6 protein-coding genes are annotated in these 17,606 nt (G+C 41.6%); 1 reads left to right on the top strand and 5 read right to left on the bottom strand.

Annotation, left to right across the window (positions count from 1 at the left end; translation table 11 throughout):
• Positions 1 to 32 precede the first annotated feature (32 nt).
• The 3 genes from HZA38_05420 to HZA38_05410 all read right to left on the bottom strand — a co-directional run bounded on the left by HZA38_05420 (position 33) and on the right by HZA38_05410 (position 14,796).
• Positions 33 to 4,967: an IPT/TIG domain-containing protein gene (locus HZA38_05420; GenBank protein MBI5414922.1), complete on the bottom strand. Its 4,935-nt coding sequence runs from the start codon at positions 4,965 to 4,967 to the stop codon at positions 33 to 35.
• A 32-nt stretch (positions 4,968 to 4,999) separates the two neighbouring features.
• Positions 5,000 to 7,540, bottom strand: coding sequence for a thrombospondin type 3 repeat-containing protein (locus tag HZA38_05415; GenBank protein MBI5414921.1), 2,541 nt, complete (start codon positions 7,538 to 7,540; stop codon positions 5,000 to 5,002).
• A 2,363-nt stretch (positions 7,541 to 9,903) separates the two neighbouring features.
• Positions 9,904 to 14,796: a DUF11 domain-containing protein gene (locus HZA38_05410; GenBank protein ID MBI5414920.1), complete on the bottom strand. Its 4,893-nt coding sequence runs from the start codon at positions 14,794 to 14,796 to the stop codon at positions 9,904 to 9,906.
• A 233-nt stretch (positions 14,797 to 15,029) separates the two neighbouring features.
• Here HZA38_05410 and der point away from each other — a divergent pair, with 233 nt between their 5' ends.
• The gene (gene der / locus HZA38_05405) at positions 15,030 to 16,454 is read left to right on the top strand and encodes a ribosome biogenesis GTPase Der (protein ID MBI5414919.1); all 1,425 of its coding nucleotides are present in this window, start codon (positions 15,030 to 15,032) and stop codon (positions 16,452 to 16,454) included.
• Between the two features lie 28 nt (positions 16,455 to 16,482).
• On the opposite strand, the gene HZA38_05400 is transcribed toward der, so the two are convergent.
• Positions 16,483 to 16,692 carry a 30S ribosomal protein S21 gene (locus HZA38_05400; GenBank protein ID MBI5414918.1) on the bottom strand — a complete coding sequence of 70 codons (210 nt, stop codon included), beginning with the start codon at positions 16,690 to 16,692 and terminating at the stop codon, positions 16,483 to 16,485.
• Positions 16,693 to 16,927: 235 nt separating this feature from the next.
• Complete coding sequence (locus HZA38_05395) at positions 16,928 to 17,461, bottom strand: aminoacyl-tRNA hydrolase (GenBank protein ID MBI5414917.1); 534 nt, start codon at positions 17,459 to 17,461, stop codon at positions 16,928 to 16,930.
• Positions 17,462 to 17,606: the final 145 nt, after the last annotated feature.

The following is a 17,606-nucleotide window of genomic DNA, read 5'->3' as shown; positions in this document are numbered from 1 at the left end:
TACAGAAAAAAAATAGAAAAATTACTCAAAAATCAGGCAGGGAATTTCTGCTCTTCTTTTTCCACTTCATCCTGCGGAAATGGAGGAACATTTTTCGTATCTTTTGGCGGAGTGATTCCATAATGTGCCGCCAGGATAATAAAGTCCTCAAAATCAACTTTGGAGTCTTTATTGTAATCACCATAGAGTGGTTTCCCGTCCGAAGCCGTTTGACCATATGTGGCTGCAAATTTAGAAAATTCATAGAAATTAATTTCATCATCTCCATTTGCGTCCATTTCTTTTTCGAGACCACTCAACTTTGTACGAGCGTCTGCTTCTGTTTTTTCGGTATTTTTATATCCGAGGAAATAAAGCGCTTTAGAATAAGGTCTTTTCTTTCCGAATATGCTCTCAATGTTTTTGAGTTCGAGCGCATATTCTTTTCCAGAAATTTGCTGCTCCGTGTACACGAGAACTGTTTTTGAATTTTTTCCAATTTCCACGTGAGTAATGGGGAGACGATCGGTGATATCATCGCGACCGTAAATGCGGAACCACTCTTTTCCGGTTGCATCAAGTGTAGAAAATTTCATATCCACATTGAATTGTACTTCCACACGCTTATCTCCTACTGCCCTTGCCACGAGTGCGCTCGGATCGCGAGAATTCTTCGCTTTCTCAGCGGAAAATCCCAGGAAGTTTACGCGGTCTGTTGAGAATCGGGGATTATTCAGCTTGAGTTTTTCTGCGTCCACAATGAGCGTGTAGGGTTCATCTGCGGTCATTTGTTCGGTATGAATCGTAATTAAGAGACCACTGCTTGAAATATCGATGTCCTCGATGTCGAGTGTATTTTTAATATTTTTTGCTTCGACAATTGTAAATGCTCCGTCTGAAATTCTCGATGCTTCGACTGGTGCAGAAAAAATAGTTTCGATGACATCAGGACCGACTGCAACCGCTTGCTTTAAATATGGCGCTGGCTCACGCTGATCAGGTGTATTTCCATCGCTGACAAAAATCTTTGCAATTCCATTCCCACTTCTTCCGACAGAATCTGTCACGGAAACTCGGAGCTCAAATGGTTCGCCATTTGCGGGAACTGGAGTAGTTTTTGGAATTACCAAATCTGGTGCGTAAAACCATCGTCCAAATTCGCCTTCACTCACTGATGGAGACAAACACATAATAGTGTCAGTTGTGACGCATTTGTTATCTTGAGGAGTTGCTGCTGCAGAAGCTTTTGAAAAGAACAAAAGTGATGCACCATCATTGCCATCATTATTATTTTGATTCCCATCATCTTTTGCTTTCTCTTCCTGAGCTCCATTATCTCCCTTTGCAGGGCTATAATCCACGGACGGATTATACTGACTCGAAGTTTTTCCCACGAAGCGTGCCACATTTCCGAGTTCAAGAGTGACGTAATCAATATCTTTGTAGCCGTTTCCATCTCTGGCGAAAACGTATACAGTAAATCGAGTTTTCCCATCATTTGGCGCATATACCGGTGTCATATATCCGCGATCAGATTTGATCTCAGGCGTCGCTGCGTCAGGAGAATCTACGAGTCGTACAACTTCCACAATCATTTTTACTTCAGAAGTATTTCCAGATTTATCACTCACGCTAAATTTAATTGCCTTGAATCCTTGAATTGTTTTTTCCGGAATGACAATATTATCGAGCGTGAAGAACGCGCTGTCTCCTTGCACTAACGTCAATTTCATCGGAGTAGGAGGAAGATCGAGATCAGAAAGATCAGCGATCATAGATTCGATATCTTTTCCTCCATCAACTCGATCTGTTGCTTTTGCAGAAAAAATGTGTTTTGTTTTTCCGTCTTTAATCATACTTTTGGAAGGGGACACAAAAATATTTTCCGCAATTGTTGGCGTTCCTCCTGTGTTTCTCTGAATATTTATCGTAACAGAAGTTCGCGCTTCTTTACTTTGCGTGTCGATCACGGTAATTGGAAGAGTGTATGTTCCGGGAACAATATCTTTTGGGATCATAATTTCATCACTCTCAAACCATTGAGTAGCGACATCTACAGATGAAGATTCTTCTGCAAATGCCTTCGGAAAGAGATTCTCCCAAAATGATGTTGGCGGTGTACAAGTTCTTGAGTTTTGCGGTTTTGAAGCCCCTTCAATACAGGTCACTCCGCTCTTTAAAGTAACACTTCGTGATTGGGTTCCATTTGTACAAGTTCCATATTCCCCTACATTATAATCATCGACCGTACATGCTCGTATTTGCGCCGTACATGTTTTTGAACTCGGTGGTTTTGAAGCGCCATCAACACAATCAATTCCAGTTTTACGTTGCACGCTTCGTGTTTGCGTTCCATCTGTACATGCTCCGTACTCGGTTACTGTGTAATCATCCGCCGTGCATGCTCTTTTCTGCTGAGGAGTTGGGGCAGGAATTTTTTCTGAGAGTGGACTTAAGAGCATATTCGGCAATCCGATTTTGCTGAGATCCACAATAACTCTGTAAATATCAGAAGCGCCATCTTCATCTCTCGCTTCCACACTGATAGTAAGCGGAGTTCCTGCGTCTGGAGCAACCGTTGTCCTGCTCACACTCGCGCTCAAAATTTGAGGAGCAGTACCAGCTTTAATATCTTTTACGACCGAGAAAGAAACCGTTCCTGCTGCAGTTCGTTCCGTTCTTCTGCTTTCAGCTTTAACAGGAATCAGGTATGGCGTTTCAGAAGTATGAACGCTCGAAGGAACGGTAATTTCGAGTGAATACCACCTTTGATTTCCAGTGATAAACTCGTCGCTTGATGTAAATTCTGCAATTCGAGATCCACCAACAAGCTCAAGATCTCCGGTAACTTTTTCAATATCAGAAACACCATCGATATCATTCACCACAAGTACCCAGAGTTTTGTTTTCATAATCCCGTCATTTTCTATTGCTGATGGACTTGCACGGCTTTGATCGGAAAGAATTTTAAATTCCAGTTCTGGTTCATTGACAATAAGCTGAGTTGGCGCGGTGATAATATCTCCACTCGAAGTTCTGAGGAGAATTGTATACGTGTCTGCTGGAAATTCAGCGGGGAGAGAAAATACTATCTGTGAACTCGTAATGGATGTGGGAACAATGACAGCGTCTCCAACAAGGAGCATGCTTCCTGCTGCGAAATTCTGACCGAGAAGCGTAATTTGCGACGCTGCGGAATTTATTATTACTGGCGGCTGAGAGGAGACTGAAGTAATCCTTGGGCGATTTTCCGTATATCCAAAAAACGAAAGTCCATTTTGAGAAGTCAAGAATTTATTGTCTGCATTTTTCCACTTGTCCTGAAGCGCAATGACGAAATATTCTCTCCCCGGAGTTTGCTCTCTCGTCGTAAGAGTAAGCGTATTTCCTTGTTTTTCGATTTTCGAAATATTGAGTTCTCTCATCGCTTTCGCCTCATCAGCATAATAAATTTTTACAAAATTTGTATTCATTTCTGGGGACGATATGTTCGCAGAAAATGTAAGAATGAGAGAACTTGGAGACGAAGGCACGGCACTTTGGAGCCCGAAAGCATTGTCTTCTGGATCAGGATCAGTAAATTCTTCAAAAAATCCCGTAGAGAAACTTGGATGAACTCCTCCTTCAGAATTTCCTTTTACGCTCGAAGAAACATCCACTCGATAAATTGTTTTTGCATCTGGGCTTAGATCCGTTCCAAGATTCTCGAGAATGAGTTTTTTATTTTCAATACGAAGGGTAGTATCAGCTGTAATAATATTTGGCGTAATTGTAATATCTGAAAGAACTGCTGCATCGAGATAATCCGAAAATCCAAGTTCAAGTTTTGCTCCTGAAATCGGTTGTACGCTCAGAAGCTTCATGACTCCAGCGCTATCAACAGTGATGCGAACAGTTTTTGGAGGACTCTCTGTTGGCGTGAGAATATTATTTTCCGGTTCAGGATTTTCAAAGACAAATGTAATATTTTTAAATGTGAAAGGAACAGAACTCCCCAGTACCAAATTTTGTGCGAATTGCATATCAAAATTCATGATCGGAGCTCCACTCGCCAGATTTACTCCTTCTTTCGCTGTTACCATGGAAACATTCAAAACTCCCACGGAAGGATCTCTCTGGAATGTTTCGATGAGGAAATCTTTATTCACAAAAGGAGTTTCTTGAACGGATTTTGGAATATCTTTAAGAAAAGTTGCTTGTAGAGCATTCCACTCTACTGTAAAAGAAAGACCAACGACATTCGATAAAGTTCCTTCTGTTGGAGCTGTGAGCGTTACTTTTCCGGTTTGTCCGGGCATGACGAAGAATGCATCTGCAGCAGTTTCATTTTGCAATTTGGCTCCAAAGTCAACAGTTATGAGACCATTTCTGGGGGAAAGTTTCGTTGCAATTATTTCTTTTTCTTGTGCAGAACCTAATGAGGCTACGGCGGTCTCGTCAGCATAAAAAGAAAGATGAAGAGGAATATTCTCAGCAAGTCCGGACATTACTTCGAATTGTAGTCGAGAAAGGATTGCATTTTTTGATACGGAGATAAACGAATCTCCTTGGACAGTAAAGAGGAGCAATTCCAAATTTTCAGGAAGATCTGGAATAGTTTGTCGCAATCTTGCAATCATGTTTTTCGCATTATCGGTCTCTGTTTCTTGATTTGCCAGAAATGCGTTAATAGTGAAGTCACTTGTCCAAGGCAAGTTTTCCCGTACATATCCTCTATATTTTAATTGAGTGGCATCCCAATAAATTAAGTATCTCAGTCCTGTCACGTTTGCTTTTTCAAAATTGCTTCTTACTTCAATTTCCCCAATTTGTCCTGGAGCAGCCCTATAATTATTCGGAATATATATTTGCTGAGCTATACCAGCGATAGGTTCATTTCCGCCCTGAAATAAGGTCGCTTTGAAGAAATTTGTCTGCAGAATAATTCCAAACACACCTACTCCAAGGAGAAGAATGATAAGAATGACGATGGGGCTTCGAAATTTCATGGGAACACTATAAAACAGGCGAAGAAATAAGTCTATAATGATGTAAATCTCCTGTATGCGAGGAGAACATCGAGAAGTGAAATAACTCGATCAAAATTCATATCGATTCTTTTGCGCTGCTCTTCATTTGCAAGAGAGATTTCTCCGTTCACTATTCGCATCATGGAAATGATATCAGAAAGTTCCACATATTTATTTCCATTAAAATCACCTGTGGGAGCAGTGCCAAGATACGTCGGATGAACTGCAGAAATAACATTTCCGGAATTCGTAGTAATTTTGACCAGAAAAGTAAATGGTCCTTCATCCATTCCAGCGAAGTCGGGAATAAGAATTGGGAGTTCAATCATCACTGCGTTTTGTCCCGCGGTAATAAGTGGTGCAGTTTCCTCAATGATAATCGGGAAGGCATCTCCAGTGATATCTGCCGGAGAAGCAAAACTTCCTTCGTAAAGATGCGCTTGAATCGTATCGAAAGTGGCATCTCCCGGTTCAGTGAAAATATCGACAAAAAGTTTTTCATGTGTATTCCTTCCAATTCCAAAATTTCCCACTGTATGAATTCCGCGAATTTCTGGTTTTTTCTCAACGATAGAAATTTTTATCGGAGGATTTTCGGAAACGATGTCGTGATATGTTTCATGAGTAAGAGATTGCTCAAAAATTGCAGTGATATTCGCAATTGTTTCTGGAGCAGAATTTCTCTTCGTAATTTCCAGAAGTGATTTATTGCTCGCATCGATCACGCCGATTCCTTCATATCCTCTCCAAAGAACTTGACTAGAAACATCCGCCAGAAATTTGCAGCTTTCGGGATTTGTATCACAGCCTTGTCCACGTCCTTGATACGTTGCAGTAGCCCTGAGTTCGCAATACTCTCCAATATGTTTTTGAATGGGATTCTGAACAGGGTCTTTGTTGTTACAATCAGAATCCACGGTGATTTTGAGAGCCTCACCGGGATCGACTCCAGTGATCACAATTGGTTTTGCCGGATCTGAAGAAATGAGTCCCTTGGAATCATCATCGGGATCAAGAAGACGACTTGCCGTAATTGTGGCGATTCCCGTTTTCGTAATTTCGAGTTCCGCAACCGGTTTGATTTCAGTTCCAACGGCAGAAAATCCATTCCAAGTAACTTCATGGGAGATATCATGAATATTTGTATTTCCGGGAGTATTCGGATCCAGATCTTGAAATGTTCCCATTGCCCTGAGAACACAAATATCATGAATGAGTTTCTGTTTTCCATCGCATCCTTCTGAAGAAACGGCAATTGATTCCAATTTTTGAGGATCAAGAACAGTTACCGAAATATTATTTGAGGAAGAAATTATTCCTGGCGCAGGTCCGCCTTCTGGTTCAGAATCTTCGAGATACACTCTTCGTGTTGCGCGAATACTCGCCATTCCGCTTTTTGTCAGATTCAAAATTCCTGTTTCATTTACTTCATCTCCAACTGATTCAAAACCGATCCATGTTACATCCGCTTGCGGAGTAATATCATATTCACTCCCATCTTCAAAAGTTCCTTTCGCAATGAGAACGCATGTTTGTCCAACAAGATTTTTCTCAACGCTTCCATTTTGTACTCTTCCACAATTTGGGGAACTTACTGAAATCAAAACGAGTTTTCCTGGATTCGCAGCGGTAATAATAATGGGATCATTTTCAGGAGAAGAAACGCCGTCTCCGCGTTCTTTGTACAAAATATCTTCGATACTACTGATATCGTCCCCTGGAATTCCTGGATTTTTATCAAAAATTGAAAAAGGCATAACAGCCGTAATTGTGGCTCTTCCACGCTTTTCGATCTCAAGGAGTCCGTTGCCACTGTCTCCGGGCTTTGCATCATTCACCATTTTTCCAATGTTTTGATACCCAAGCCATTCCACAAGATGAGAAATGGTATGTTTTGTGCCATCATCAAATGTTCCCTCAGCCTTGAGTGTACAGATATCTCCAAGAATTTTTGGTTTTTTATCACACGCATCACCGATTCCATCATTATCGGTATCCGGTTGTTTTCCATCTACTCGTGGATTTGAAACATACGGACAATTATCAACTCCGTTCAAAATGCCATCTCTGTCATCATCTGCTCCTGCACTTTCTGGAGGAGCTCTGTATTCATCACACTCGGAAGAAATTTCAAGAGATTCCAGTTTTCCGGGGTCACTCACTTCCAGCCGAATTTGATTGGAACTTCGTTCCGTAACTGCTTCTGGATCAGCAGGATCTTCACCGGAGAGAACGAGAAGAGCGGTAATATTTGCAAATGTTGGAGTATCAGTGGCGAGTGATCGTGGAATAATAAAGAGATCAGAACCGCCAGGAGTTTGACCTTTTTCGTTCCCGTTCACAAAAACCCCAACTTCAAAAAAGCCTTCCCAATAAACGAGGCGAGAAACGTCGCGAATAACTCCGGGAATTGAATTTCCTCCAACCGTTTTTCCCGGATACTGTACTTTGGCAAAGAGCGTGCACACTTCGCCCACGGTGACTTTCTTTCCGTTTTGGCAAGCATCACCAACTTTATCGCCATCCGAGTCTTCTTGTCCTGGATTATACACAAGTGGGCAGTTGTCTTTACTATCAGAAACGCCATCAAAATCATCGTCATAGTTTACCGGATCACTCTTGTCTCCCGTACAACTGCTTTCCACCCAGAATTTATCAATTGAGGAAAGAGGAGGAAGTGAAAGAGTTGTAATATTCGCGATGGCTTCTTTTCCGAGCGCATCTTTTACTGTGATTTTCATAATTCCTTCGCCAGATGCTGCTTTGGGAAATTTTATAAGATCGGAATTGGAATCCAGCGTGGGCGTCAGTCCTGTTGCGCCTGGACGGATAGCTTCTTCTACTGACGTAATAGTGTAGGCTTTTTTCCCTCCAGAAATAGAAATATTTGTTGGCGGATCGCCCACGAGCACTGTTTGTGCCGGTGGAGAAAGAGACAGGGGATTATAGAATCCACATTGACCATCTTCATACCAACATGTTCCTGTCGGTCCAGCTATGCATTTTCCCGTAGTGAGATCACACTGAGGCGCACACACTTGTTTTCCACCATCTCCGCCACAATACACTCCGTCTGGAAAGACAGGACAGTCTTCATTTTTCCCGCACTGAGCTCCGCATTTTCCTTTTTTGAAAGAACAGTCGTCAGGATTCGGAATACAAGCATTACTTACGCACTTTGGAGAACAACTTTTTGTGCCAACGCAATAATCGCGATTCGGGTCACACGGATATCGAGGATCTGTCGCACTGCACGCTGGGGCAGCAGTTATAGGAAGAGTAAGAGTGCAGAGTGGTGTTCCTTGATTTGGAGTGGGCGTTGCATCATCAAAGGGAGTAAGTGTATAGTTGTAATTCCCTGCTGGAGTATGGATAGGAAGTGTTAGAGTCCCATCTTTTCCAAAATACTTGCCTTCTATCGGCGGCAGCGGATCAGGTGGATCAACGGAAATTTTGGGACCCGCTATTTTAACTTTTGTCGTTTTCGCTCCAGTTGTCCACTGTAAAGTAGGAGGTTCATTTGTGTCATAATCAGGGCTCTGTCTTGCGGGTTTTAAGCTGAGGCAAGAATTTTCATTCGGATCACCCGCACAATGAACAGGATCTGGAGTACACTTATCTTCAACACATTGTGTTCCTGTACATTTTTGAGTGCAAGATTCGCCTTTGTTGTTGCAAACACTTCCAGTGCATGGTGAAGTTGCGCTACAAGTTCCTCCTGCTTTACATCGTGGATCTCCTGGCGCACTACAGCTTTTTTCAACACACCAATGAACATTGGCAATATCACTGGGCTTCATATCACAAAATTTTCCTCCGCTTCGGCAGTAAGTGTAGGGACAACCATCTTCTTTTACATCGCAAGAATCATTTGGATTTGATGTACAAGTTTTTCCACAAGTTTTATCCGAGTTACATACTCCAGAACAATATTCACGGCTTCCATTCACAATATTCCCGCAGTAGGACGGGCATTCAGAATTATTGCCGCTGGGGCATTGATCAACTTGTGGATCTTGTTGAGCTCGATTTATCACAAGATCTTTGAAGAAGGTATGCATCCTTGTTGTTCCATTGTATGTAGCCGTCACAACAACAGAGACCACATAGGTGCCATTGGCTAATTGAGAAACATTTATAGAGTCATTTCGAGCCTGTTCATAACGCCCCTTCTCTCCAAAAGAAAAACTTGAACCTGATACACATGTTCCATTTTGACCGTCGCTTGTTATGTCAACATCTCCCAAATTACCACTTCCTACAACTTGTCCAGTTGCATTAAAAATTGCATAGCCAGGTTTCATTATCATTACAATTACAGCCCATCCCTGTGAGATAATGTACGCATCATTATTATGCGCGGCACATGAATTTTGTACAAACCCAGTAAAGCCATCAACAATATTAATATCCAAAAAATTTCCACTTCCATCCCATTCATTTGCTGTTGTGGCATCATAAAATTGTAGTAATCCTCCTGTCGGGGGGAAAAAAACTATATTGTCTGCAAACGATACGTTTGAAAAAATTCCCATCAAAAAAATCCCCAGAATTCCCACGAGAATCATATTTCCCCAAGATCGGTGTTTTTTGTTGTGAGATAGCAAGAACATGCTGAGGAGTTTACTCCGAAAAAATCTTACAAAAATTCTGTATATTTTACCATTTTTTCGGATTTTTTTCGCTGGTTTGTCCTTGACGAATGGGGAAAAATAGGACAAGGAGAAATTGGGCTTATATTCTCCCTACCTTTTTTTGTCACCCCGGACTTGATCCGGGGTCTCAAACACAACCAATAATAAAGAAATACCTGAAAATAACGCTTTTGTTTTTTCTTCACTCTTGGTGACAATTGAGATCCCGCGTCAAGCGCGGGATGACAAAGGGAGGGAGGAGAATGGATCTCATACTCTTTTTACTCAGCGTATTTTCTGAGCGCAAAGATAGCATCAATGAGATCAACTTGACGATTTCCATTAAAATCAGAACGTTTTATCTGCTGTTCTGAAGCTTGAATTTCGCTATTTACTATTTTGAGCATCATCGAAATATCAGCTTTGTCAAGGAATCCATTTCCACTCACATCTCCAGAAGGACGCATTCCGAGATAGGTGGTATATACTTTGGAAATAGTATTTCCGGAATTGGTATCTATCTTTACGAGGAAAGTAAATGGTCCATCTTGCATGTCCGCAAACACGGGAATGTAGATCGGAAGTTTAATGAGAGCAGAATTTATTCCTTCTGTCACTTCTGAAGCCTTATCATCTTCAATAATGGTAAATGAATTCTGCGCGGCTGGAATTTCTTCAGGCGTTCCAAACATTCCTTCGTACAGGAATGCATGAATTTTCCCAAGTTCTGAAATTCCATTTTCGCTGAAGACATCAATATACAAATCCGTATGAGTATTTCTGGAAATTTCTGGATTTCCGATCGTGTAAATATTCCTAATTTCAGGGAGTTTTTCCACCACAATAATTCGAATGGGAGCATTCATTGGAGAACGAATATCGCCACTTGTTTGAGAAATATGCGCAAAAATGAGCGCTTCCGTTTGAGCTCGATTTTCGCGCTTATTAATCTCGAGAAGTGAACCATTCACCACGCCAATTTGATCAAACCCCGTCCATGTCACTTTTTCCGAAACATCGCCCTTTTCTCCACCTTTATATGTCGCTTCTGCTTTGAGTTGACAGTATTCTCCAATTTTTTTCTGGAGTCCGCTGCATGGAGAACTAATCGCAATAGAGTCAATTTCTCCTGGATCTACGGCTGAAATTTCGATGGAATTTGAAGAAACACTTCCTGCTCCAGCATTTTCTGGATCAATGGCTCGAGTTGCGCTTATGGTCGCAACGCCTGCTTTTGTAATCACCATGTCACTCATACCTGTAATCGCACCAGCAAGAGCAGAAATACCGTTCCATGTGACTTGATCAGAAATATCACGTTCGCCGCTCGCAAATGTTCCCATTGCCCTCAGCGTACAGACATCTCCAATGATTTTTATACCACTGCAATTTGAAGAAACAGTAATTGATTTCAAAATTCCCGGATTTATTACGGTGATCGTAATACTGTCAGATGAAGTTGAAGAAATACTTCCTCCTGAAGAATCTTTTGGATTCACGACAAGCGTTGCATGAATAACGGCAGTTCCTGCTTTTCCTGTCGTAAGGACGCCATTTTCACCGAGTTTTCCTTTATCGCCAAGAACCGCTTCATGTCCGATCCACGTAACCAAATTCGAAATATCATAGGAAGTTCCATCTTCATAGATTCCTGATGCCTGAAGTACGCAGACGGTTCCAATTGGTACTTCTTTTCCATCGCAATTTGGTGACGAAACAGTGATTGAGGTAATTCTTGTCGGATCAACTGCGGTAATAACGACAGACGTTTCTGAGGAAACTCCATCTCCTCTATTTTTGTAGATGACATCTGCAATGCTGTTAGTATCATCTCCCGAAATTCCCGGATTTCCATCAAAAATGGAAAATGGCATATATGCGGTAATCGTCGCAATACCGCGTTTTGTAATTTCCAAAATACCATTTTTCGGATCTCCAGCCTTTGTTCCAAGAAGTTTTCCGATGGTTTGATATCCGAGGAATTCCACGATATTCGAAAGATCGTGAAGAGTTCCATCTGCAAATTTTCCATTGGCTTTTAACGTACAATCATCTCCCACAGATTTTGTTTTTGTGTCACATTCAGAAGAAATTTCAAGGGAAGAAAGTCTTCCCGGATCCTTAATTTCAAATCGAATCGGTTCATCATCATTTCGGACATATACGGCATCTGGATCTTCGGGATCGTCTGAAATAAGAAGCGATGCGGAGATGTCGACGTATCTCGGCGTGTCACTTGTGAGTGGTGCGGGAAGAATAAAAATATCAGATCTTCCATCTGGCTTTCCGTTCGTGTCTCCATCGAGAAACACTCCCGCTCCTTTGGTTCCATCCCAAAATACTTCTCGAGAAACATCCTGAGAACTTCCATCATCAAATGTTACCGTAGCTACAAGTGTGCAAATTTCTCCAACGAGAGCAGCATTGTTTCCGGTTCTTTTATCGCAAGTGGAATCAATGGTAAAGGTTTTATAATTTGCAAGATTCGGGCGAGCATACACGACAATAGTTACCTCGATTGATTGTTCGAGAGAATCCCTAATCGTTATTTTCATTTCTCCTGTTCCAATGGCAGGAGACGGGAATGAGATCGTGGCATCATCGGCATTAAGAGTCGGTCTCAGCCCAGTACTTCCAGATTTTGGAGTTTCTTCCACGGAAGTAATGCTGTACCCAGGTGTTCCTCCAGATATGACGATATCAGTTGGTTTTGTTCCAAAAAGAATGGTTTGAGCTGGAATATTTACGGAAAGCGCTTCTGGCACGTTGCAAAATCCAGATTCAGTGTGACAGTCTGTTGTTCCCGCAACACATTGCCCTTTTGTTGCTGTTTCTGTGGAGCATATCGGCGTGCAGACTTCATGGTTTGCATTACAGAACACTTCCTTCGAATTTTGGCAGTCAGAGTTGAGTGAACACTGCGCTCCGCATCGTCCTTTCACAGACGAGCAATTTGTAGAAACGGCGCATTTGTTTTCCGTTGTACATAGAGTGTCACAACTCTGAGATCCGACGCAGGCATACGTTCCGCACTTTTCCACTCTGTTGTCTTCCGTACACTGAGGCGTAGGAATGACTTTAAGCAAAGGATCGATGGTTCGAGATTCGCCTATAATACCATCTGGTCCGTAAGGAGTAATGGAATAGGTGTATGTTCCGGGAGAAAGAGGTCCGTCTAATTCTAACTGCCCAGAAGATCCTGTTTGAATGGGATTTGTAATATTTTCTCCAAGTATTTGAACATACTCGGTAAACTGAGAAGATTGCCAGATGAGATTTGGATTTTCTATGGTATAATACTCTGTCTTTGAAGGGAAGAAAGATATAGACTCCGGAATCGGATTATATTTCGTAGCTCCGAAGTTAATATCATAATTATCCCAACCACTGGAACCATTGCTAGAATCGGTAACATTTCCAGCTGTGTCCATCGTCCAAAACGAGATATCATTAATACGAGCGAAATCGCCGAAATTAGTTCGAGGACGAACAGTAAAAGTCACTGTGCGTTGTCCCTGAGAAGTGACGGAAGTGGAACACCCAACGAGATCAATAAAATCTTTTCCAAATCCGCCACTGGTAGTGCCATTGTATTTATCAGCTTTTCCAGTTCCACACGGGAATTGATCGGTGGAATCAGAGCCAAAAGTGTAAGTACTTCCCTCATTCCAGGCGAAGTATCCTCGGCGATTTGAAGAATTACTTCCTTGGTAATTAATAAGAGTTCTCATATTTTGAATACCACTTCCCATGTCTGTTGCCTTTGCGGTGATCGTATATGAAGTGACTCCATCAATTCTCAAATAGTTATTTGCTATTGTTGTTATTGAGAGAGCGTCTTTTGAGGGAGGAGTTCCATCGCTTCCGAAGTTGATATCATAATTTTGCCAATCCAGTACATTTCCGGCGGTATCCGTCGTCCAAAGTGAAATATCATTAATACGAGCGAAATCACCAAAGTTACTTCGAGGACGAACAGTAAAAGTCACTGTGCGTTGCCCCTGAGAAGTGACGGAAGTAGAACACCCCACGAGATCAATAAAATCTTTTCCAAATCCGCCATTGGTAGTGCCATTGTATTTATCAACCTTTCCAGTTCCACACGGAAGCTGATCTGTAGAATTAGGATCAAAAGTGTAAGTAGTTCCCTCATTCCAAGCAAAGTAACCTCGGCGATTTGAAGAATTACTTCCTTGGTAATTGATAAGGACGCGTATATTTTGCATACCAGTTGTGCCGTTCGCTACAGCAGCGGTGATTTGGTATGTTTTTACGCCATCAATTTTCCAAAAATTTTCTTCTGAAGTTCGAATGGTACGATAACTCACATTTACGGTATTTGTTGCAGAATTATTTGCCGAATTGAGATCTATTGGAGTATTAGGTTCGAGGACAAGAGTAAATTGGGCAGATCCAGAAGTTCCGGTATCACGCGCGAGCGTTTGGTATGTTATTACCGTACTCGCTCCCACTCCCAAATTTGTAAAATCGCAGAATATGGCAGCAGTAATTATCTCACAATTTGCAGGAACTGTTGTCGAATCAACGGCAAAAAGGGTTTCATTATAAGAGTCAGAGAGAGAGAAGGTCTCTGCAATATCTGGACCATTATTTTTTATAGTAAGTGTATGTTCAACTGTTTCTCCGGGAACAACGGCCGATTTGTCCACAGTTCTCGTAACGGAGAGATCTGCGGCTGGCTCAATATCAACAGAAGTGCTGTCATTACCATATTCCACATGGTTTGAATGATATACGATAATTGTGCTGTCCGGAGATCCTGATTTTATCGCTCGCATTGTAATTCCGAAACTTAATGTCGCATCCTGAGCAAGTGGACCATTCGCACAATCAACTTTCGAGCCTTGGACGACTCTACAGGATCCTGCAGTGGCAGTAACAAATTGGAGATGTGTTGCATCAAAGCTAAAAATTATACCTACGGTATCAAGTGGTCCATCACTCTTGTTTTTAATATTTATCGTGTAGGTCGTAGTTTCACCATTATTGATCGCGGAAGGATTTGCTGCCATATCGTAGGCAAGATCGACCGTATATCCATATCCAAAAGCATCATTTTTAGGGAAAAGGGAAAATCCTGTTCCGATGAGCAACAACAGGAAAATCCCGAAAATGAGTCCTGTTTGGGTGTATTTTTCACGGAGCCGTTTCAAATATTGAAGATGGAACAACGGGAAAGAAGTTATCTTTGGAGAAGAATGTGTCAATGTATCAGGGAATTATACACTATTTTAGGTTATTTTGAAAGCCCAAATTGCGATTTTTGTTCGTCCGTGCGATACTCGTGCAGATTTTTTAGAGAAGTTCCTCATAGAAGAAGTTACGCCATGAGGCGTGACCCGCACGATAATTCAAAATTTAAAATTCATAATTCAAAATTTCTTTTGTGCCAGCTGTCGTCGCCATTATCGGTCGTCCAAATGTCGGAAAATCCACACTTTTTAATCGTATTCTTGGGGAAAGAATTGCGATTGAAAGTCCAGTTTCTGGAACTACGCGTGATCCCGTAACCGCTCTGTATCGCGGGAAAAAAGTGGATATGTTTTTTATCGATACAGGAGGACTTGAGTTTGGAAGAGAAAAGAGAAAAGAGAAAAAAGAAAAAAGATCGGAGAATCACGGAGGAGGTTCAATAGAAGAAGATGTGCAATTGCAGGCAAGAATGGCGATAGCAGAAGCTGATCTCATTATTTTCTGTGTGGATACCAAAGCGCCAGTTACCCCAGGAGATGAAGAAGTGGTTCGGCTTCTTCGGAAAAAGTCGGGTGATAAGCCAGTACTCCTTGTCGGAACAAAATATGAGGGAAAAACTCAGCAAACGGATGAAATGGATCTTCTTTCTTTTGGCATTGGCGAAACTGATCCTTTCCTCATTTCTGCAATTCATAATTCTGGAATTGATGAGCTCCTTGATGCTTCGGAAAAGATTCTCAAGAAAAATGGATTTCGCAAAGATCCGAAAAAAGATGATGAGATTATCAGCATTGCTGTTATCGGAAGACCGAATGTGGGAAAATCTTCACTCGTGAACAAACTCACAAATACCCAAAAACTCATTGTTTCCGATATTGCCGGAACTACTCGAGATTCGGTTGATATTGAAATGGTCCACGAAGGAACGACTTTCCGTCTCATCGATACCGCAGGACTTCGCCGGAGAGCAAAAGTGGAAGAATATATTGAAAAATATTCCGTGATGAGAGCGCTTGCGAGTCTTCAGAGATCAGACGTCACGCTTCTGCTCCTCGATGCGGAAGAAGGCGTTACGCATCAAGATAAATATATTATTGAACAAGTTCTCGAAGCCCGAACAGGGCTTGTACTCGTCGTAAATAAATGGGATTTACGCGATTCTGGTGAAGAAGCTCAAAAAATATTCCTCCATCATCTCAAAGGAGAACTCTCATTTCTCCCGTGGGCGCCGGCAATTTTCACTTCCGCTCTTACAGGAAAAAATGTGCAGAAAATTTTTATGATCTCTCAAGAAATTTTTGCGGAACGGAAAAAAAGGATTCCCACACCAGAATTTAATGCGTTTCTCCAGGAAGTTCAGCATATTCACGCCATGGCGGGAATGAGGAATACTCATCCTCGGATCAAATATGGAGCGCAAATTGGTATTTCTCCACCACACTTTATTTTCAAAGGATCTCGGCTCGACGATATACATTTTTCATCAAGGAGATATTTGGAAAATCGTATTCGTGACACGTTCGGATTTATCGGAACGCCAGTGCAAATCGAAATGACCACGCAGGAAAATCCGTATGCAAGCACAAAGCACAAAGTACAAAGTACAAAACATAAGTGATATCCACTGTATTTTGTATTTTGTACTTTTACGCGTAGAACTGCTCTCGTGCTCTTTTTTCCCGAAACATAGCTCTTTTGAGCGCTTTCTTTCGAATTACGCGTTTTTTTGGCGAATGAGCCCAATATCTTTTTTCTCGAAGATCTTGAAGAATTCGGGCATTTTGGACTTGCTTTTTGAAGCGCTTAATAAGCCTTTCATTAGTTTCGCCTTCCCTTCTAACCGCATAAATAGCCATAGGAATTGCTAAGAGCTTGGGGATTATTACAAAAGTGAATGGGAAAGGCAAGGGGAATCAATTACGAATGATCAATTACAAATTACGAATGAAAAAATCCCTCATCACCGTGCGGGTCACGCCTCCTGGCGTGACTGGGTTCCTGCGAGTACCATGAATCGAAAACTTCCTATTATGACTTACAAGAGAGCTTCGAGGTTATCTCTGGGGAGATGACTCTCACGCAATTTCAAAATTAAGAATTGATTCTCAATAATTTCCCTGCCTCCTCAAAAATTTCTGGGAGCTTTTCTATTTCACTTTCCGAAAATCTCGAAAGTACAAAATCTGCTGTTTCCGTAAATTTTCCTATCTCTTCATTTGCAATTCCAATTTTCATGCGCTGAATTTCTTTAGTTCCGAAAACTCGAATCACATCTTCCACCCCTTTTTGTCCGCCAGAACTTCCTTTTTCTCGATAGCGTACCGTTCCGAATGGAATATCTTTGTCATCGTGACAGAGGAGAATATTTTTCAGGGGAATTTTGTAGAACTTCTGAACAGCACTCACCGATTTTCCCGAGAGATTCATAAATGTTGAAGGTCTCAAAAAAATAAATTTTTCATCGTGATGAGTTCCTTCACTTATCTCCCCAAAAAATTTTGGCTGATCTTCCCACTCGGGAAATCCCCATTCTTTTCGAAGATATTCACCGAAAAGAAATCCCGCGTTGTGGCGAGTCGATTCATACTTCTTTCCGATGTTTCCGAGAAAGACGATGAGCTTCATAGTCAATTACGAATTACGAATGGCTTTGTTGCACAAATCATAATATAGAGACTCAGGAAAGAGCAATTTTCTTTTTCTAAGGTTTTCATACTATTTTGTAACTTTTTGGCATTCCGAGAGCAGTCATACTATTCAAAGCAGAACA

The organism is Candidatus Peregrinibacteria bacterium, assembly GCA_016220175.1.
In the GTDB taxonomy this organism is placed as follows: domain Bacteria; phylum Patescibacteriota; class Gracilibacteria; order CAIRYL01; family CAIRYL01; genus JACRHZ01.
This window is presented reverse-complemented; position numbering and strand designations above follow the sequence as displayed.